At 68.6% G+C, this 18,294-nt stretch carries 16 protein-coding genes; 9 read left to right on the top strand and 7 right to left on the bottom strand.

What is annotated here, in order from left to right; translation table 11 throughout:
- Positions 1–154 precede the first annotated feature (154 nt).
- Positions 155–1,468 carry a phosphoribosylamine--glycine ligase gene (locus ACQUS8_RS15485; protein WP_435102752.1) on the top strand — a complete coding sequence of 438 codons (1,314 nt, stop codon included), beginning with the start codon at positions 155–157 and terminating at the stop codon, positions 1,466–1,468.
- On the opposite strand, the gene ACQUS8_RS15480 is transcribed toward ACQUS8_RS15485, so the two are convergent.
- On the bottom strand, positions 1,469–2,461 hold the full coding sequence (locus tag ACQUS8_RS15480) for a sensor histidine kinase (RefSeq protein ID WP_435102750.1): 993 nt from the start codon (positions 2,459–2,461) through the stop codon (positions 1,469–1,471).
- A gap of 501 nt (positions 2,462–2,962) precedes the next feature.
- Here ACQUS8_RS15480 and ACQUS8_RS15475 point away from each other — a divergent pair.
- Positions 2,963–5,230, top strand: a complete 2,268-nt coding sequence (locus ACQUS8_RS15475) for a DUF2298 domain-containing protein (RefSeq protein WP_435102748.1) — start codon at positions 2,963–2,965, stop codon at positions 5,228–5,230.
- Here the strand turns inward: ACQUS8_RS15475 and ACQUS8_RS15470 are convergent, their stop codons facing one another.
- On the bottom strand, positions 5,231–5,596 hold the full coding sequence (locus tag ACQUS8_RS15470) for a hypothetical protein (RefSeq protein ID WP_435102746.1): 366 nt from the start codon (positions 5,594–5,596) through the stop codon (positions 5,231–5,233).
- 99 nt (positions 5,597–5,695) lie between these two features.
- Here ACQUS8_RS15470 and msrA point away from each other — a divergent pair, with 99 nt between their 5' ends.
- Together msrA and ACQUS8_RS15460 are read left to right on the top strand one after the other, a co-directional pair.
- Positions 5,696–6,226: a peptide-methionine (S)-S-oxide reductase MsrA gene (gene msrA / locus ACQUS8_RS15465; RefSeq protein WP_435102744.1), complete on the top strand. Its 531-nt coding sequence runs from the start codon at positions 5,696–5,698 to the stop codon at positions 6,224–6,226.
- A 196-nt stretch (positions 6,227–6,422) separates the two neighbouring features.
- A complete protein-coding gene (locus ACQUS8_RS15460; RefSeq protein ID WP_435102742.1) occupies positions 6,423–8,855 on the top strand; it encodes a GAF domain-containing protein in 2,433 nt (810 codons plus the stop codon).
- On the opposite strand, the gene ACQUS8_RS15455 is transcribed toward ACQUS8_RS15460, so the two are convergent.
- On the bottom strand, positions 8,852–9,922 hold the full coding sequence (locus ACQUS8_RS15455) for an aminopeptidase (RefSeq protein ID WP_435102740.1): 1,071 nt from the start codon (positions 9,920–9,922) through the stop codon (positions 8,852–8,854). The genes ACQUS8_RS15460 and ACQUS8_RS15455 overlap by 4 nt on opposite strands.
- A gap of 102 nt (positions 9,923–10,024) precedes the next feature.
- Here ACQUS8_RS15455 and ACQUS8_RS15450 point away from each other — a divergent pair, with 102 nt between their 5' ends.
- The 4 genes from ACQUS8_RS15450 to ACQUS8_RS15435 all read left to right on the top strand — a co-directional run bounded on the left by ACQUS8_RS15450 (position 10,025) and on the right by ACQUS8_RS15435 (position 14,759).
- Positions 10,025–10,969 carry a M48 family metallopeptidase gene (locus tag ACQUS8_RS15450; RefSeq protein ID WP_435102738.1) on the top strand — a complete coding sequence of 315 codons (945 nt, stop codon included), beginning with the start codon at positions 10,025–10,027 and terminating at the stop codon, positions 10,967–10,969.
- 68 nt (positions 10,970–11,037) lie between these two features.
- Positions 11,038–11,511: a universal stress protein gene (locus tag ACQUS8_RS15445; RefSeq protein WP_435102736.1), complete on the top strand. Its 474-nt coding sequence runs from the start codon at positions 11,038–11,040 to the stop codon at positions 11,509–11,511.
- A gap of 845 nt (positions 11,512–12,356) precedes the next feature.
- Positions 12,357–13,679, top strand: a complete 1,323-nt coding sequence (locus tag ACQUS8_RS15440; RefSeq protein ID WP_435102734.1) for an orc1/cdc6 family replication initiation protein — start codon at positions 12,357–12,359, stop codon at positions 13,677–13,679.
- Between the two features lie 246 nt (positions 13,680–13,925).
- A complete protein-coding gene (locus tag ACQUS8_RS15435; RefSeq protein WP_435102732.1) occupies positions 13,926–14,759 on the top strand; it encodes an NmrA family NAD(P)-binding protein in 834 nt (277 codons plus the stop codon).
- Between the two features lie 6 nt (positions 14,760–14,765).
- Here ACQUS8_RS15435 and ACQUS8_RS15430 read toward each other — a convergent pair whose 3' ends face one another.
- From ACQUS8_RS15430 to ACQUS8_RS15415, 4 genes are read right to left on the bottom strand one after another with little or no spacing between them, the layout of a single operon-like run.
- Complete coding sequence (locus ACQUS8_RS15430; protein WP_435102730.1) at positions 14,766–15,185, bottom strand: CopG family ribbon-helix-helix protein; 420 nt, start codon at positions 15,183–15,185, stop codon at positions 14,766–14,768.
- Positions 15,186–15,230: 45 nt separating this feature from the next.
- Positions 15,231–15,446: a hypothetical protein gene (locus ACQUS8_RS15425; RefSeq protein ID WP_435102728.1), complete on the bottom strand. Its 216-nt coding sequence runs from the start codon at positions 15,444–15,446 to the stop codon at positions 15,231–15,233.
- 25 nt (positions 15,447–15,471) lie between these two features.
- Entirely contained in the window at positions 15,472–17,004 is a 1,533-nt protein-coding gene (locus ACQUS8_RS15420) for a lipopolysaccharide biosynthesis protein (protein WP_435102726.1), read from the bottom strand.
- A gap of 48 nt (positions 17,005–17,052) precedes the next feature.
- Complete coding sequence (locus tag ACQUS8_RS15415; protein ID WP_435102724.1) at positions 17,053–17,310, bottom strand: hypothetical protein; 258 nt, start codon at positions 17,308–17,310, stop codon at positions 17,053–17,055.
- Between the two features lie 175 nt (positions 17,311–17,485).
- On the opposite strand from ACQUS8_RS15415, the gene ACQUS8_RS15410 reads away from it, so the two are divergent.
- Positions 17,486–18,292, top strand: a complete 807-nt coding sequence (locus ACQUS8_RS15410) for an aldo/keto reductase (RefSeq protein WP_435102722.1) — start codon at positions 17,486–17,488, stop codon at positions 18,290–18,292.
- Positions 18,293–18,294 lie beyond the last annotated feature (2 nt).

The raw sequence follows: 18,294 nt of genomic DNA, 5'->3' as shown, positions 1-18,294 counted from the left end.
ACGGCGGTGTTGCGGGTCGATACCGTCGAATCGGTGGGGTGCGTGGACCGGCTCGCGTGGTTGACTAAACGTTCACTCAGCCATAAGCGTTGCGTGCCGAGCCGCCACATACCCGCCCCGCAGGTTTTACTCCTCGGCGCGCGCACGCAGGAGCATGGAGACGAAGAACTTCCTCTTCTGCTCGCTCGACGCCGCGCTCATCGGCGACATCGCGTGGCAGGTGCGCGAAGAGGGCCACAACGTCCGGTACTACATCGAAGCCGAGAGCGACAAAGAAATCGCCGACGGCTTCGTGCCGAAGACGGACGACTGGCGGGGCGAACTCGACTGGGCGGACGTCATCGTCTTCGACGACATCTGGGTCGGGAGCGACGTCGGCACCGGGAAACTCGCCGAGGAGCTCCGGGCAGAGGGCCATGCCGTCGTCGGCGGCACCCCGAACACCGACCGACTGGAGGAGGACCGGGGGTACGCGATGGAGATTCTCGAAGACCACGGCGTGAACACGATGGAGCACCACGAGTTCACGGACTTCGAGGCGGGCATCTCGCACGTCGAAGCCAACCCCGCACCCTACGTCATCAAGCCGCTCGGCGAAGTCCAGAACGTCAAGCGCCTCCTCTACGTCGGAAACGAGGACGACGGGAGCGACGTCGTCGACGTCCTCCGCGCCTACAAGAAGGCGTGGGGTCACCGCATGAAGGGCTTCCAGCTCCAGCGCCGCGTCGAGGGCGTCGAAATCGCCGTCTGCGGGTTCTTCAACGGCGAGGAGTTCGTCGAACCGATCAACTTCAACTTCGAGCACAAGAAGCTCTTCCCCGGGAACATCGGCCCCTCGACGGGCGAGATGGGCACCTCGATGTTCTGGTCCGGCCGGAACAGGCTCTTCGAGGAGACGTTCGGCAAACTCGAGGACTGGCTCGCCAACGAGGGCTACGTCGGCAGCATCGACATCAACTGCATCGTCAACGAGCACGGCATCTACCCCCTCGAGTTCACGCCGCGCTTCGGCTACCCGACCATCACCCTCCAGGAGGAGTCCTTCGAGTCGTCCACGGGGCAGTTCTTCTACGACCTCGCACACGGGAACGACCCCGACCTCCAGGTCCACGAGGGCTACCAGGTCGGCGTGCGCGTCGTCCTCCCGCCGTTCCCCTTCGACGACGAGAAGACCTACGACGAGAACTCGCGGAACGCCGCCGTCGTCTTCCAGAGCGAGAGCCGAGACGGAGTCCACATCGAGGACGCGAAACTCGTCGACGGCCAGTGGCGCGTCGCCGGCGAGTCCGGCATGCCCCTCGTCGTGACTGGGAAGGGCGAGACGATGCAGGCCGCGCGCGAGCAGGCCTACGGGCGCATCGACGACATCGTCATCCCGAACCTCTACTACCGCGACGACATCGGCGAGCGCTGGATTCAGGGTGACGGCGACCGCCTGCAGGCGTGGGGGTACCTCGGGCCGACCTAGTCAGGCCCGCTGGAGCGTCACCACGAACACTGTCCCGACGGGGTCGTTCTCCTCGACGGAGACGGTGCCGTCGAACGCGCGGACGAACTGCTCGACGAGGTGGAGGCCGAGTCCCTCGCCCTCGCTGCCGGTGCCCTGTGCGCCGCGCTCGAAGACCGACTCGACGCGCTCGGGTGGGATGCCGGGGCCGTCGTCGGCGACGCTGACGGAGACGGTATCGGGTTCGATTTCGACGCCGACGGCGACGTGCGGGTCGTCGCTGGGGTTGTGGACGACGGCGTTCTGGAGGAGGTTGTAGAAGACGGTGCCGAGCATCGGCGTCGCCTCGACACAAATATCGGGGTCGACCTCGGGGGCCTCGACGGTTGCTTCGGGGTGTTCGCGGCGAATCGCGGTGATTTCGGGGTCGAGCGCCGAGGCGAGCGAGACGGGTTCGGTGACGACGCGGCCGTCGACGATGGCGCTCGCGATGTCGCGGGCGGTGTCCGTGGTACGAATGACGTCCTCGACGGCGCCGACGACGCGGTCGTAGGTGGACTGGTCGGCGGGGTCGGCGTGCTCGCGGAGGTGGTCGATCCAGCCGCTGACGACGGTGGCGCGGTTGCGGACGTCGTGGCGGACGACACAGTTGAGGAGCGCGAGGTCATCGACGCGCGGGTCGCCGTCGTACTCGCGGAAGACGGCGCAGACGGGTCGTGGCGCGTCGTCGTCGACGGGGGTGAGGCGCGCGTCGAGCGTGACGTCGTCGAGGACGAGGCGTGCGCGGGCGTCGTCGCGGTGGCCGTCGCGGACGGCCGTGAGGGCGTCCCGATACGGGCCGGTTTCACCGCCGGTGACGTTGTCGACGGAGGATTCAAGGAGCGTGTCGGGGAGCGCGTCGTGTGCGGCGTCGTTCGCGTCGGCGACGGCGCCCGTCGAGTCGTAGAGGAGAACGGCGTCGCGCGTCCGCTCGAGAACGTTACTCGCCCCCGAGACGGTGTATTCGACGCCCATGGTGAGTCTACAGACACGTCAATCACATATTATTGTCGACTAGCAGAACTGATGGGAGCGGAGACGAGACGGAGCGTGTTGAGGGTGAGTCCGCGAGTGGCGAGTGGCCGAACCGACGGCGGGAGCGGGCGAGCATGTCGCTCCGAAGCGGTCGGTCCGAAGTGGAATCCGAAGGGACGCGGCCCGCCTCGACCGCGTCCGTGGTGAACGGGATGAACGAGTTCACCGTGTGTCGCACCGCCCCAGCGGTGCGCCAGCCGCAGTTGCCGTCGTGCCAGAGCGGGTGTCCAGACCGACTGGCGTTCGTGACGGCGGTTCTCCACCGTGGGTGGGCTCCGTGCCCCGCCCGTCTCTTCCTATGGGGGCATCCCCCCTCTCGGTAGTGGTTACACGATTTGGCCACACCCGAACGTGCGCCTAAACGATTAGGTCGGGTGCGTGCGGCACCCGGAGCGGCCGGAAACCGAAGACATATAGCCGAAACAGTCCCCGATTCCGACGATGCAATACGGGCTGGTCGTCCTCTGGTGGCTGGTCTTCGCCGCACTCATGCTCGTCGGCGCCCCGCTCGCGGCACGACTCCGCCCCGACGCCCCGAGTCGCGGTCTCGGACTCGCGCTCCCAGTCGTCCTCGTCGCGCTCCTGCTCGGCACCTACTGGGTCGGCCAACTCGCGTTCGGGCCGCTCGCCGTCGCGGGCGTCGCCCTCGCCGTCGTCGGGGCGTCCGCGTTCGTCGCGTACCGCGACGGCTTCGACGTGCCGCGGCGCGCATACGCGGAGACGCTCGTCGTCTTCACGCTCGCGTTCGCCCTCCTCCTCGCGGTTCGCGCCGTCGACGCGGGCGCGACGCCAGGCGCGGGCGAGAAGTTCCTCGACTTCGGCCTCCTGCAGGCGCTGCTTCGCGCGCCCGCGCTCCCGCCTGAGGACATGTGGTTCGCCGGCCGCCACGTCGTCTACTACTACGGCGGCCATCTGCTCGCCGCGACGCTCGCGACGCTCACCGACACCGCCGGCCGCTACGCGTACAACCTCGCGCTCGCCGGCGTCTACGCCACGGAGGTGACCGCCGTGTTCGGCCTCGCACGAACGTTCGCCGCCGACCATAGCTACCCCGAGCGCGCCGCCGGCGTCCTCGCCGCCGTCCTGTTCGGCCTCGCGAGCAACCTCCTCACGCCCGTCCGCCTCCTCGCCGACCACCTCCCCGTCTCGTGGGTCCGCGCGCTCGCCGGCGCGCTCCACTTCCCCGTCGAGAAGACGGGCGCCACCCTCGAAGGGTTCACCTATTGGACGGCCTCGCGCGCGATGCGCGACACGGGTACCGTCTACATCACCGAGTTCCCCCTCTTCAGCTACCTCAACGGCGACCTGCACGCGCACATGGTCGCCGTCCTCGTGACGCTCCTCGTCGCCGGCGTCTGTGACGCCTACTGGCACAGCGAGGACGTCCGACACCGCCGCCGCCTCCTCGGCGTCCTCGTGTGCTGTATCGGCGCGGTGACGCTCACGAACACGTGGAGCCTCGCCACCGTCACGGGGTTGAGCGCGCTCACCGTCGCGCTCGCGCCCGCGACACCTCACTCGCTCCTCCCCGAGCGCGTCACGCATTTCGTCGCGGACGCCGTCACTGTCTCCCAGAACCGCCTCGCCGTCGAGAGCGGACGTGTCGTCCTCGGCGTCGCTGTCGCCGGTGGCCTCGCGCTCGGTGGCCTCCTCATCGTCGCACCGTTCGTCGACAACGTCCTCCTCAACGGCGTCAACGGCCGCCACCCCGCGTTCCTCCCGAACCGGAGCCCGCTCGCCGGCTTCCTCGTCGTCCACGGCGCGTTCCTCCTCGTCCTCGGGAGCTACCTCGCTGGGAAGTTCGACCTCACGCCGCGGCGGGCCGCCGGCGTCGTCGCGCTCGCCGTCGGCCTCCTCCTCGCCGGCTGGTGGCTGGACCTCGTCGGCCTCGCGCTCGTCGGCCCGCTCGTCCTCGTCGGCTGGTACCTCCTGCGCGCGCGCCCCGAGGCTGTCGGGTTCGAGACGGTGCTCCTCGTCGCTGGCGCCGGCCTCGTCGTCCTCGTCGAGTTCGCCTACCTGAAGGACTCGGCGGCGCCCGGCCGACTCAACACCGTCTTCAAGGCCTACTTCACGACGTGGGCGTTCTGGAGTGTCGCCGGCGGCGTCGCGCTCGCCAGTTTCCTCTCGCGTGCACGCACGTGGCTCCCCGTCTCGCGCGAGGACCGGCGCGTCGTCGGCCTCGTCTGCGTCGTCCTGCTCCTCGGGACGCTCGTCCTGCCCTACGCCGGCCTCGCACTCGGCGAGCACTTCGTCGCGGGGTCCGACCCGACGCTCGACGCCATCGAATACACCCACACCGCTCATCCCGACCAGGCGGACGCCATCGAGTGGCTCGCGAACAAGTCCGGTACGCCAACCATCGTCGAGCGCCCTGGCCGGACGGCCTACGCGTGGTACAACCCCGCCTCGAGTCTCACCGGCGTGCCGACCGTCGTCGGATGGGTGCACGAGGCCATCTATCGCGGCGGCGACGCCTACGGGGCGCGCGCGAACGACGTCGACCTCCTCTACACGACGAACTCGACGGAGACGCGTCACGTCCTCCTCGACAAGTACGACGTCGAGTACGTCTGGGTAAGCGCGCTCGAACGCGAGCGCTACGGGAACGTCTCCGCGCGCCTCGCGGACGACCCCGAGCTCAGCGTCGCCTACGAGAACGACGGCGTCACCGTCTACGCGGTGGCTCGCAACGTCACGGACGTCGAGTAATCAGTCGCGGTGGAGGTCGGCGCGGGCGCTGACCCCCTGCGCGAGCGCCGTCTCGTACGAGACGTCGAAGGACGCCGTGACGTCCGTCGTCGCGCCGGCGTCGACGGTCACCGAGCGCCGCCGGACGAGCGTGTCGCCGCCGACGCCCGCGTAGAGGTAGAGATTCGCGCTCGCGCGCGACCCCGAGGGGTTGGCGACGCGCGCCCGCACGGCGAGGTTCCCGGCGTCGTCGCCGCCCTCCGGAAGCCAGACGCGCTCGACGCGCAGCGGCGTCCCCTCGCCGCCGAGACAGCCCGCGCTCGCGGTGAGTGCCGCGAGCGCCCCGAGGCCGCACGCGCGAACCGTCCGCCGCCGACTCCACTCCATAGTCGGTGGTACGCGTCCGGCGGCAAGTGCCTTCCGTCGTCCGCGGCGCGCGTGGCCGCTCGCGTCAACTACATACTCGCGGAACCCCTCTCGTGACTCATGAGCGAACGAGCGAAGGCGACGTTCGGCGGTGGCTGTTTCTGGTGTGTCGAGGCGGCCTTCGAGGAACTCGAGGGCGTCGAGTCCGTGACCTCCGGCTACGCCGGCGGCCACACGGACGACCCGACCTACGAGGAAGTCTGCTCCGGCGAGACCGGCCACGCCGAGGTCGTCCAGCTGAAGTACGACCCGGACGTCGTGAGCTACGACGAACTGCTGGAGGTGTTCTTCACCATCCACGACCCCACGCAGCTCAACCGGCAGGGACCGGACGTCGGTACCCAGTACCGCTCCATCGTCCTCTCCCACGACGACGAGCAGCGTGAGCAGGCCGAAGCGTACGTCGAGGCACTCGACGAGGAGTACGAGGACGACGTCGTCACCGAAATCGAGCCCTGTGAGAAGTTCTGGGAGGCCGAGGCGTACCACCAGAATTACTTCGAGAAGAACCCGGACGACGCCTACTGTACGATGCACGCGGCGCCGAAGGTCGAGAAGGTCCGCGAGAAGTTCGAGGCGAAGCTCGCGTGAGCGGCCCGCCGCGAAACTGTATCGCGGCATAGAGTGTATCGATAGTTGCGGATTTCCTGTCTACACTATTTCACTTACGCGTACGGGGTCGAGTAATCCGGCCGCTCAGACATTGTTTCGCCCCGAAAACGGGTCCGTGAAACATGTATGAGTAGTGCCGAAGCGGTTAACCGTCCGTATCGGGAAGAAGCGGAGCATGGAACGAGAGAGTCGGCCGTCCCTGCTCCTCGTCTCCGACGGTGACATCGACGCGCTCGCGGACGCCCTCGCGCGCACCGACGTCACCACGGAGCACGCGGACGCGCCCGCGACATCGATGGCCGCCACCAGTCTCGCCGGACTCGGCGACTGCGTGGTCCTCGACTGTCGGGACGCCGACTTCGACGTCGAAGCCGCCGTCAAGCACCTCGTCGGCGCGGACGTCCCCGTCGTCGCACTCGCGGACGCCGACCACCGGTCCGCGGCCGTCGACGCCGTCGACGCGGGCGCGAGTCAGCACGTCGACGTCGACACCGCGTGCGAACACCCCGAGTTGCTCCTCAACGCGGCCGAATCCGCGCTCGCGCGCCGGCAGGCCGAGCGCACCGCCGCCCAGCGCGACGCCCTCGCGCGCACTGCCGCGGACGCCCTCGAGGACCCGTTCTTCCTCTACGACGACGAGGGGTACCTCCAGTACTGGAACGACCGCTTCCGGGAGGCGACTGGCTACGATGATGAGGAGCTCGCCGATCTCCACGCGAGCGAACTCGTCGACGAGGAGGCCTCCGACGACTACGAGGGTGCCATCGAGCGCGTCCGCGAAGAGGGATCGGCGACGTTCGAAGTCGTCCTCAAACGCAAGGACGGCGAGCGCGTCACCTACGAGGTCAGCGAGTCCGCCATCACCTGCCCCGAGGGCGCCGTCACCGGCGTCGCAGGCGTCTCGCGCGAAATCAGCGAGCGCCGGCGCAAACAGCGGCGTCTCTCCGCGCTCCACGAGGCCGGCCGCGAGATGATGGCGGCGGGGAGCGACACCGACGTCTCGCAGGTCACCCTCGACGCCCTCACCGACATCCTCGACTGCGACATCGTCGGCGTCTACCGCTGGGACCGCGAGGAGGGCGTGCTCGCGCCCGAAGTCGTCTCCGAGGCCGCCGAGGAGCTGTTCGACGAAATCCCGACGTTCACCGACGGGAACGGCCTCGTCTGGGACGCCTTCGTGGACGGCGAGACGGTCGTTCACGAGGACCTGACCGAGGCGGAGGGACTCTACAACCCCGAGACGCCGGTGGCCAGCGAGCTCATCGTCCCGGTCGGTCGAGAGGGCGTCCTCATCGCGGGCGACACTGAACGCCGCGCGTTCAACGAGCTCGACGTGGAGTTCGTCGAGTTACTCGCCGCGACGACGGCGGACGCGTTCGAGCGCAACGCCCGCCTCCGCACCCTCGAGGAGCAGGAGGCGGAACTCCAAGACCGCAACGCCCGCCTCCGCACCCTCGACCGCATCAACGGCATCATCCGCGGCGTCCAGCGCGCGCTCGTGAACGCGACCACCCGACCGGAGGTCGAACGCGCCGTCTGTGACGGGCTCACGGCCTTCGAGCCGTATCGCTTCGCGCGCGTCCTCGACTACGACCAGGTGTCGGGCGACGTCGTGACGCGCGCGACGGCAGGCGACGACTCGGAGGCCGTGGGGCGCCTGCAGAGCGCTGACGCCACGCCGCCGGGCGAGCGCGCCATCGAGACCGACGACCCAGTCGTCCTCAACGACCTGCTGACCGCGGAGGGCCTCGGGAACTCGCGGCGCGCGCTGCTCGACGCCGGCTTCCGCGCGGTGGCGGCCGTCCCGCTCTCCTACGACGGCCGCGCGTTCGGCGCGCTCGAACTCTACGCGGACCGCCCGGACGGCTTCGCGGACGAGGAGCTCGAAGTGCTCGCGGAACTCGGTGAGACGGTCGCGAACGCCGTGGACGCCGCCGAGCGCCGCGAAGCCCTCCTCACCGGGAGCGAGACCGAGGTCGACCTCGACGTCCCCACCGACACCAACGACCCGCTCGTCGGCCTCGCGAGCGCTGCCGACTGCACGCTCCGCCTCGACGGGCTCATCACACGCATCGACGACGACTGGCTGGTCTACGTCGCCGTCTCGGACGGCACCGCGGCGGACCTCGAAGCCGTCGTCGACGACGTCCCGGGCGTCCGGCGGCTGAACGTCGTCGGCGACGGTGGCCTCGTCGGCGTCGTCGCGGACGCGCTCCCGATAGCGGAGTCCGTCGCGGACGGCGACGGCGAACTCGCGGCCCTGGAGGTGACGCCGTCGGGCGGGCGCGTCACCGTCCGGGTCCCCTACAGCGGGAACGTCCGGTCGTTCGTCGAGGAGTACCGGGAAGCCGTCCCGGGCGCGAGCCTCGTCCGACAGACCCAGACGCGGGGCGAGGACAGCGCGGACCTCCGGCGCTCGGTCACGGAGAACCTCACGGAGCGCCAGCTCGAAGTGCTGAAGCTCGCGCTCCACCAGGGCTACTTCGCGTGGCCGCGCGAGCACTCCGGCGAGGAGGTCGCCGAGGAACTCGGCGTCTCGCCCCCGACCTTCCATCAGCACGTCCGGAAGGGCATCGGTACCGTCCTCGACGACCTGCTCGAGGACTAGAAGACGAACTCGCCGTCCGTCTGAACGGTCTCGCCGTCGATTTCGAGCCGCGAGCCCTCACCCATCTCGAGGAGCATGTCCTGGTGGACGGCGGAGACGTTGCCCTCCTCGTTCTCGCCGACGGACGTCGGAATCGAGCGCCCGAGCGCGAGGTGGACGGTTCCGGCCATTTTCTCGTCGAAGAGCATGTTGCGCGTGAACCGGTCAATAGCGTCGTTCATCCCGACGCCGAGTTCGCCGACGCGCCGCGCGCCCGCGTCCGTCTCGAGGAGGTCGCCGAGGACGGCGGCGTTGCGCGCGGCGTCGAAGTCCACGACCTCGCCGTCCGCGAAGGTGAGTGTGGCGTCCACGACTTCGTGCCCGGAGACGAGCACGGGGTAGTCGAAGTGGACGGTTCCCGCGACGCTCTCCGGGACGGGCGCGGTGAACACCTCGCCACCCGGCATGTTCTGCTCACCCGCATCGTTCACGGCGTCCATCCCGGCGACGGACATCGAGAGGTCGGTGCCGTCGCCCGCGACGATACGGACCTCCTCAGCGGGGTTGAGGCGCTCGACGAGGCGGGCCTGATACTCGCGCTGGGCCGCCCAGTCCCTGTTGACGGCGTCGTAGACGAACTCCGCGTAGGCTTCCGTGCTCATCTCGGCGGTCTGGGCGTCGCCGCTCGCGGGATGCTGGGTGAGGACGCGGCGCTCGGGAGCGGCCTCCTGGACGGCGGCGGCCGCCCGGTCGTCGGCCTGCCGGACGGCCGGCGGAACGTCCGAGAGTTCGCTCGTGTTCTCGTTCGCGAGGACGCTGATGTGGACGTCGGCGGCCTCGAGGGCGGCGACGACGTGGTCGTAGCCCGGGACGGCCTCGGGGTCGAGTTCGCGGAGGTAGGCGCGTTCCGCGCGGCGGTTCGTCGCGGTGAGGAGCGAGCGCGCGCCGCGCGCGCCGAGTTCGGCGTGTAACGCGACGGTGAGGTCGTCCGCGCACGCCGGCGCGTTCACGACGACCATGTCGCCCGCGCCGACGTCGGTACAGTGGTCGACGAGCACGCGCGCGTGCTCGCGGATGCGGGGGTCCATACCCCACCTGTCACCGCAGCGACCGTAAACGCCGGGGGTGACGGCGACCCGGGTAGACCACCGCCGGAACGCGTTTTTGTCACCTCGCCGTAGGTGGTGGCGATGAAACGACCCGGGTTGCGCACACTAATGGCGTTCGTCGGCGTCACTCTGCTCGCCGCCTACCTCGGGGCCGCCTACCTCGCCTACTGGGTGCTCGCGAGGCTCTGGGCGGCGCGTCCCGACCCCGTGACGATTCTGCTCGTCGTCGTCACCACCGCCGTCGTCTTCGGCTTCCTCAGCTATACGTTCGGGACGCGGCGCCTCCTCTCGAACCTGAACGCGACGTACGTCCCGCCAGAGCGCGCGCCACGCCTCTACGACCGCCTCACGGAGTTCTGCGCGGAGATGGACATTGACGTCCCGGACGTCTACGTCGGCCGGATGGCGTCGCCGAACGCGTTCGCCCTCGGCGGCGTAGGGAACGGCGCCGTCGTCTTCGACCGCTCGCTGTTCCGCTTCCTCACCACCGCGGAGCTCGACGCGATTCTCGCACACGAACTCGCGCACCTCGAGAGCCACGACGGTCTCGTGCAGACGCTCGCGTTCAGCGTCGGGCAGACCGTCGCCGCCGTCCTCTCCGTCGTCCTCTTTCCCGTCGCGCTCCTCGCCACCGGCCTCGCGAAGGCGTGGGCGTGGCTCGCCGGTCGGCCGGGCGCGTGGCCGGAAACGCCGTTCGGGAAGTTCCGTACGGCCGTGGACGGCGTCACTGTCTTCGTCCTCGTCGTCCTGACGCTCGCCGTCCGCGCGCACTCCCGCGGTCGGGAGTTCGCCGCCGACGACCGGGCCGCGGAGCTCACGGGACGCCCGCTCGCACTCGCCTCCGCTCTGCGGAAGATTCAGCGCGCCGCCCAGCCCGGGTGGGGCGTCCTTTCACCGCTCTACGTCCACAGCGACGACGAGAACCCTATCGCGGAGTGGTTCTCGACGCACCCGGACCTCGACGACCGAATCGAGCGCCTGCGCGAGAAGGCCGATGAGGGGGGCGTCCGCGTCCCCGTAGAGTGAGACGGAGAGAGGGCAAGCCGTCTCGGAGGGCACGAAGAGGGAAGTGACACCCGGCCGTAGCCGGGCGTGTGTACGACCACATTCTGGTGCCGACGGACGGGAGTGACGCATCCATCGAGGCGCTGGACGAGGCGTTCGCGCTCGCGAAGCAGTTCGACGCGACGGTGCACGCGCTCTACGTCGTCGACGACGCGGCGCTCGTCTCGACGGGACTAGACGACCTGAGCTTCGACAGACACATCGATGAGTTCTTCGAGGACTTGGAGGAGTTCGGCGAGCGCGCGACGAGCCGCATCCGGGAAGCCGCCGAGGAGGAAGACGTCAACGTCGTGACGGCGGTCGTGGACGGCGTCCCGGAGCACGAAATCGTGGACTATGCGGACGAACACGGCGTTGACCTCATCGTGATGGCGACCCACGGCCGCCGCGGCGTCCAGCGCGCACTCCTCGGGAGCACGACCGAACGCGTGGTCCGGCGCGCGAACGTCCCCGTGTTGACGGTGCGTATCGGAGCGCGAAAGAAGGGCGAAGGAGAGGCGTAGCGAGTGCCGTCGGTCGAGTAAGGGTGTCGGTCGAGGCGGGCGAGAAGCGGCGAACGGGGCGAACCTGGATCTCCGGAGTACTGCGGACACGGTGGTGTACGGTGCAGTAGTGTTGGCACGGATGTGACGCCACCACGAACACCACCACGTCCGGAGTAATGGAGCGGTCACGACGGTGTAGCGGTCCGCTACGAGAGCGCGCGACGATCCGATAGCACGACACCGGCATGTCCGGAGTAACTCCGAGGGCGAGCGAGTCGTCTCGGCAGTTTTCGGGAGTTGCTGGCCACCAGAAGCATAGAGTGGTGTGATCGCCGACGGGAGATGACCGATTGAGGGAGCGGGCAGCCGCTAACGAAGGCGTCCACAACACACCACCGTGTCCGCTGTTCTACGGTCGGCGAGCGACGGCGGGAAGAGTGGGACACACTCACCCCACCGTGTCCGCAGTAACGGGAATCAAAGGTGGGTGGGGGTCGAGAGAGGCGGAGAATACTGCCACGGCAGGACGGTGAGAGGTTGAGAGAAGTTGGTCACCGAGATAAGGAAACAGCAATAAGAAACACAATAAAGACAGGTAACTAAACAAACTATTCTAGCAGCGTATATTGCGGTTACTGTTTCTCTCTATCCGTCTTCAATCTTTCTCCTTATCTAGAGACCTCCGTCCCCACCCCCTCCCTCTCGTCGTCGTTACTGCGGACAAAGTGGAGGGGGTGTGTTCAGCGATATCCTTATCTGTCTCCGATTCTCGTTCAAGTACCTCCAGAACAGCGGACGCTACGGACACTCCGGACACTCCGGACGCGGTGGTTTTATGGTGGACGGAGTCCAGTGCCATTCGCATGGGACTCTTCGAGCGGGACACCGACATTTATCGGGACCGCGACGCACTCCGGGAGGACTACCAACCGGACGAACTCGTCGGGCGGGACGAGGAACTCTCCACCTACACCTCCGCCCTCCAGCCGGTCATCAACGGCGAACAGCCGAACAACGTCTTCCTCTACGGGAAGACCGGCGTCGGGAAGACCGCGGCGACGCGCTACCTCCTCGACCACCTCCGCGACGACGCCGAGGAGTACGACGACATCTCCCTCGACATCATCTTCCTCAACTGCGACGGCCTCTCCTCCTCCTACCAGGTCGCGACGCACCTCGTGAACGAACTCCGCGCCGAGCACAACCAGATCAGCACGACCGGCTACCCGCTCGCCACCGTCTACGAGATGCTCTGGGAGGACCTCGACTCCCACGGGGGCACGGTCCTCATCGTCCTTGACGAGATCGACAACATCGGCGACGACTCCATCCTCTACCAACTCCCCCGTGCCCGTGCGAACGGCAAACTCGAAGACACCCAAGTCGGTTTGATCGGTATTTCGAACGACTTCTCCTTCCGCGACGACCTCTCCCCGAAGGTCAAGTCCTCGCTCTGTGAGAACGAGATTCACTTCCCCGCCTACGACGCCACCGACCTGAAGGCCATCCTCCAGCAGCGCGCCTCCGTCGCCTTCCACGACGGCGTCCTCGAGGACGGTGTCATCCCGCTCTGCGCGGCCTACGGCGCGAAGGACGCCGGCGACGCCCGCCAGTCCATCGACCTCCTGATGAAGGCGGGCGACGTCGCGCGCGACGACGAAGCCACTACCGTCACCGAGGACCACGTCGACCGCGGTCGGACGGCGCTCGAACGCGGCCGCATCGAGGAGGGGATTCGCGGCCTCACCGAGCACGGCCACCTCGTGCTCTACGCGCTCGTGACGAACGACCTGGAGGGTGAGACGCCCATCCGCTCGCGCGACGTCCGGCCGCGCTACACGCGCTTCGCCGAGCTCGCGAACCGCGACCCGCTCGTCCCGCGTCGGATGCGCGACCACCTGAGCGAACTCGCGATGCTCGGCATCATCTCCGTGACCGAGCGCAACGAGGGTCGCCGCGGCGGGACGTACCGCGAGTACGAACTCGATATGCCGGTCCAGCAGGTGTTGAGCGCGCTCTCGGAGACGGTAGAACTCGTCGGCGTCCACGAGTCCGTGGTCGAACTCGCCGAGGAGGTGATGCCGGACGTCGCCGCGGCAGCGACCGCGAGTGCGGAATCCGACGAAGAGGCCGACGACGCGGCGGACGACGACCACGAGGACGCGTCGCTCACCTCCTTCGAGTAGCACGCTCAGTTTCGGCGCGCGCTCTCCTCCGCGCGAATTACTGCGGACACGGTGGGGTATGAGTAACGTTTATCCGTCCGTACCTCACTTGGTGAAGGGACGAACTGCGGACAGGGTGGTGTTCGGCGGGGGATATTCCGCCGGAGATACCGGTGTTCGGCCGCGATACTGCGGACGCGGTGGTGTTCGGGTGACGGCGGGCACCGAACCGAAAGGGCCCTGAAGGCGCACGCGGTAGGTCGGCCGATGCGTGTACTCGTCACGGGCGCGACTGAGCGCTACGGTTACGCCGCCGCGCGCGCACTCGACGACGCCGACGTGGACGTCACCGCGTTCGTCCGCGATCCCGACACGCCCGCTGCACCGGCGCTTGCCGAGCGCGGTATCGATATCGTTCGGGGTCGGCGCGACCAACTCGACCACGTCGAGGACGCGCTCGTCGACGCGGACGGCGTCTTCCTCGCTGTCGGCACAGGGTCGGCGCGTGCCGCCACCGACCAGGGCGAGACGCTCGTCCGTGCCGCCGACCGCACCGACACGCCCGCCGTCCACGCCTCGGTCTTGCACGCCGACGACCGGCCGGGCGTCCGCTGCGTCGACGTGCGCGCGAGTGTCGACGCCGACCTTTCCTCCCGGGGTGTCCCGCACGTTTCCCTCCGAGCGGGCGTCCCCCTCGACGCGTTCGAGCGCGCCCGCGACGCCGTCGAGGCCGAGGGGCAGCTCGCGTTCCCGCTCGAGGGTCACGCACGCGCCGCGCTCACGGACCCGCGGGACGTCGGCCGTGCCGCCGCCGCAGTCTTCACCACTGCGGGCGGCCCATCGGGTGCCGACCGTCTCCCCGTCACGAGCGGGACGCACTCGCTCTACGACGTCGCGGACGTCCTCGAAACCGTCACCGGCCGTGACGTGCGCGCGGACCCGCAACCGCCGACGGCCGCGCCGCGCTCGCAGACGGCCTTCTACCGGTGGGTGAACGAGGGGGCGCTCCTCGGCGCGGCGAGCGACGCGCTCGCGGACGCGTACGGCGTCGAGACAGCACCCATAGCCGACTACTTCGAACGCACCGACTGGGGCGAGTAAGAGACGCTAGGCGAAGGGCCCGACCTCGTCGACGGGCGTGACGGAGTAGTCGACGGTGAGGGTGTCCTTCGTGGCGCGAATCTTCCCGACGAACGTCGAGATGTCCTCGAGGCGGCCCTCGAGGATGAACAGCTCCATGCAGTGGTGGTCGCCGACGTGGCTGTGGAAGTTCGCGGCGACGAGGTCCTCGTTCTCGTGGCGGAGGTGCATCATCTTCTCCTCGACGGTCGTCGTCTCGTAGTCGAACAGCACCGTGACGACGGCCATCAGGTCGCGGTCCTCGAGGCGCTTGTCCTCGAACTCGCCGAGGAGGTTGCGCGCGGCCTCGCGAACGACCTCAGAACGCCCGGTGTAGCCGTGTTCGTCGGCGAACTCGTCGATGCGGTCGGCGAGTTCGTCCGGCATGGAGATGGAGACGACGGTCATGGTTAGTAACTCGGCGCCGCTCGATTAATAAGGATTCCTTCCGCGTCAGTGCGCGGAGTGCGCTTCGTGGTCGGACGTCGGGTGACGCCACGCCTCGAGCGTGTAGAGGCCGAGCGCGGCGAGCGCGATGATGGCGGCGGCGCCGATGACGTAGAACAGCGCCATCGACTGGACGCCGACGACGATAACGAGGACGAGTGCGACGACTTCGGCGAGCGCTGCGACGCCGAAGATGCCGAACCCGAGGTCTTTCATGTCCATATCGGGCGGTACTGTCGAAACCCGCTTATTCGTGTCGGTCCACGAGCGCCGCCCGGTAGCGCTCCCGGAGCGTCGCGGCGAGGCGGTGTTCGGCGGGCGTGAAGCCGAGATGCCGGAGGACGAGCACGTAGGCGAGCAGACCGAGCGCGGTGCCGACGAGCGCGTCGACGCCGCGGGGCAGGACGAGTGACGCGGCGAGCGCGAGCGCGACGTAGGGGACGGCGGCGACGAACGGGAAGGCGTGGCGGCGCGTGAACGGCTGGAGTCCTTCGAGGTGGTAGAGGACCGCGACTTCGGCGCCGTTGTTCAGGCTCAACATGAGGAGGTAGCTCGCGACGAGACCGGCGAGCCCGTAGACGGCGGTGAGCGGAATCGCGGTCGCGACGAGGACGAGCGTGACGGCGACGTTGACGACGAGGAGCGCGCGCTGGTTGTCCGTCATCGTGAGGAGGATGCCGACGCTTCCCGCGGCACAGGCGGCGTACTGCGCGAGGACGAACCCCGGGAGGAGGACGGCGTAGGCGGTGTAGGCGGCGCCGAACACGCCCATGATGGCGTGCCGGTAGACGACGGCGGGGACGGCGAGCCCCGTCACGCCGACGAGGACGAGGCGCGAGGTGACGTGGTAGAGGCGTTTCAGCGACTCGTGGTGCCCCTCCTCGTTGAGCGCGGCGACGACTGGCGGGATGAACTGGTTGATGGCCATGAGGGGGAGGCGGACGAGCGTCCCAACGACGACGCCGACGGTGAAGACGCCGGCGGCGACGCTCGTGAGGAGGACGGCGGCGAGCGGGTAGAAGCCGAGGCGCTGGACCGTCGTCGCGATGCCGCCGAAGAACAGCGGCACGGTGAACTCGAGGTAGCGCCGCGCGACGCGCTCGACGACCGCACCGCGGAGGCGTGGCTGGAGGCCGTGCGCGCGGGCGGCCCACGCGGCGGCGACGAGGCCGGTGAGCCCCATGACGAGGACGACGCCGACAGCGACGGCGACGAGGCTGTGGAGGACGAACGCGCCGACGACGCCGACGAGGAGTTGGGCGAGCGGGTAGGCGACGCGGAGGGTGAGGGTGAGCGGGCCGACGGCTTCGAGCGCGCGCAGGAGTTCGGTGACGGTGAACAGCCAGACGGTGGCGGGGAGCGCGAGCGCGAACACGCGGAGGAGCACCTCGAAGCGCGCGCCGTGGCCCGTGTAAGTAGTTATCGCGGGCGCGGCGACGAAGAGCGCGACGCCGAAGACGGCGGCGACGGCGAGGAGGACGACGACGGCGACGGAGACGTAGGCGTCGCGTTCCTCGCCCTCGGCGGTGGGGAGGAAGCGACTGAGGCCGCTGCGGAAGCCGAGCGCGAGCGCCCGCAAGAAGTCCGCGAGCCGTCGGGTGAGCGCGAAGACGCCGTAGGCGGCGGGCGTGAAGCCGTTCGTCAGGACGGCGGTGAACGCGACGGTGAGGACGCGCGAACAGAGGATGCCGGGGACGGAGACGGTGGCGCCGTGCGCGACGCGTTCGAGGGCGTCGTCGAGACGCGCGTCGACGTCGTCGGGTGGTTCGTCACTCGACACGGCACGCACCAACCGTCGACGCCGGATTAAGTCTGCCGGATAGGCGGGTCAGCGCATGTGCCGGAGGTGCCGGCGGTGTTTCGTGCGCGCGATCATGAAGACGAACGCGGCGAACGCCATCGTGAGGAAGCTCATCGCGATGATGACGGCGGCGACGGTGAGCGCGGACCCCGAGATGATCTCGGTGCCTCGCACGACGGCGATGGGCTCGCCGATGAACTCCCTGAGGAAGATGACGCTCCCGAGGCAGAGCCCGATACACCCCACGACCATCATCGTGAAGGAGTAGACACCGCTGTTCACCACGGTGTCCGGGCGACGAGTCGGCCGGCGCGGCGCCGTCCTCGACGTGGCCCTCCCTCCATAGTCATAGCTGATTGATTAGTCTTGATGGCTAATAACCCTTCTCAAACAAAAGATGGCTGACAGGCACCTCGCCGGAGCCCGGAGGTTCAAACCGCCGGTCGTCCAACCTATGCGTATGGCCATCGAGATGCCCCGCATCGGGCTCGGAACGTACACGGACAATGACCAGGAGGGCCGCTACGACGCCGTCAAGACCGCGCTCGACGTCGGCTATCGCCACATCGACACCGCGCAGGTCTACGAGAACGAGGAGTACGTCGGCGCCGCCATCGCCGACTCCGACGTCGACCGGGACGACGTCTTCCTCGCGACGAAGACCGTCCACCACGACGTCCCCGAGTCCACCGACGACGTTCGCGACGCCATCGAGGGCTGTCTCGAACGCCTCGGCACGAACTACGTCGACCTGCTCTACGTCCACTGGCCGACCGGCGTCTACGACGCTGAGGAGGTGCTCACCGCCTATCAGGAGGCCCACGACGACGGCCTCGTCGAGCACATCGGCGTCTCGAACTTCCTGCCCGAACACCTCGAGGAGGCCCGCGAGGTGCTCGACGTCCCCATCGCCGCCCACCAGTTCGAGATGCATCCGCTCCTCCCACAGGAGGAACTCCGGGCGGACGCCCGCGAACACGACTACTGGGCGGTCGCGTACTCGCCGCTCGCGCAGGGCCGCGTTGCCGACCTCGACCCGGTCGTCGAGGCGGCGGAGTCACACGACGCCTCGCCCTATCAGGTGTCGCTCGCGTGGCTGCTCGCGAAGGAGAACGTCGCCGCCGTCCCGCGCGCGACGGGCCGCGAGCACATCACCGCCAACTTCGGTGCGCGCAACCTCGATCTGACCGAGGAGGAAGTCGCGGCCATCGACGCCGTCGAAGAGCGCGAGCGAATCATCGACCCGGACTGGGCACCGTGGAACTGAAC

The sequence above is a fragment of the Halarchaeum sp. P4 genome, from assembly GCF_051195175.1.
GTDB lineage: Archaea > Halobacteriota > Halobacteria > Halobacteriales > Halobacteriaceae > Halarchaeum.
The sequence above is the reverse complement of the archived record's forward strand: the minus strand, read 5'-3'. Positions and strand labels throughout refer to the sequence as shown.

Bases quoted from the DNA above. Each gene is read 5' to 3' on its own strand.
- ACQUS8_RS15485 (WP_435102752.1), top strand. From the start codon at position 155: ATGGAGACGAAGAACTTCCTCTTCTGCTCGCTCGACGCCGCGCTCATC.
- ACQUS8_RS15480 (WP_435102750.1), bottom strand. From the start codon at position 2,461: ATGGGCGTCGAATACACCGTCTCGGGGGCGAGTAACGTTCTCGAGCGG.
- ACQUS8_RS15475 (WP_435102748.1), top strand. From the start codon at position 2,963: ATGCAATACGGGCTGGTCGTCCTCTGGTGGCTGGTCTTCGCCGCACTC.
- ACQUS8_RS15470 (WP_435102746.1), bottom strand. From the start codon at position 5,596: ATGGAGTGGAGTCGGCGGCGGACGGTTCGCGCGTGCGGCCTCGGGGCG.
- msrA (WP_435102744.1), top strand. From the start codon at position 5,696: ATGAGCGAACGAGCGAAGGCGACGTTCGGCGGTGGCTGTTTCTGGTGT.
- ACQUS8_RS15460 (WP_435102742.1), top strand. From the start codon at position 6,423: ATGGAACGAGAGAGTCGGCCGTCCCTGCTCCTCGTCTCCGACGGTGAC.
- ACQUS8_RS15455 (WP_435102740.1), bottom strand. From the start codon at position 9,922: ATGGACCCCCGCATCCGCGAGCACGCGCGCGTGCTCGTCGACCACTGT.
- ACQUS8_RS15450 (WP_435102738.1), top strand. From the start codon at position 10,025: ATGAAACGACCCGGGTTGCGCACACTAATGGCGTTCGTCGGCGTCACT.
- ACQUS8_RS15440 (WP_435102734.1), top strand. From the start codon at position 12,357: ATGGGACTCTTCGAGCGGGACACCGACATTTATCGGGACCGCGACGCA.
- ACQUS8_RS15435 (WP_435102732.1), top strand. From the start codon at position 13,926: ATGCGTGTACTCGTCACGGGCGCGACTGAGCGCTACGGTTACGCCGCC.
- ACQUS8_RS15430 (WP_435102730.1), bottom strand. From the start codon at position 15,185: ATGACCGTCGTCTCCATCTCCATGCCGGACGAACTCGCCGACCGCATC.
- ACQUS8_RS15425 (WP_435102728.1), bottom strand. From the start codon at position 15,446: ATGGACATGAAAGACCTCGGGTTCGGCATCTTCGGCGTCGCAGCGCTC.
- ACQUS8_RS15410 (WP_435102722.1), top strand. From the start codon at position 17,486: ATGGCCATCGAGATGCCCCGCATCGGGCTCGGAACGTACACGGACAAT.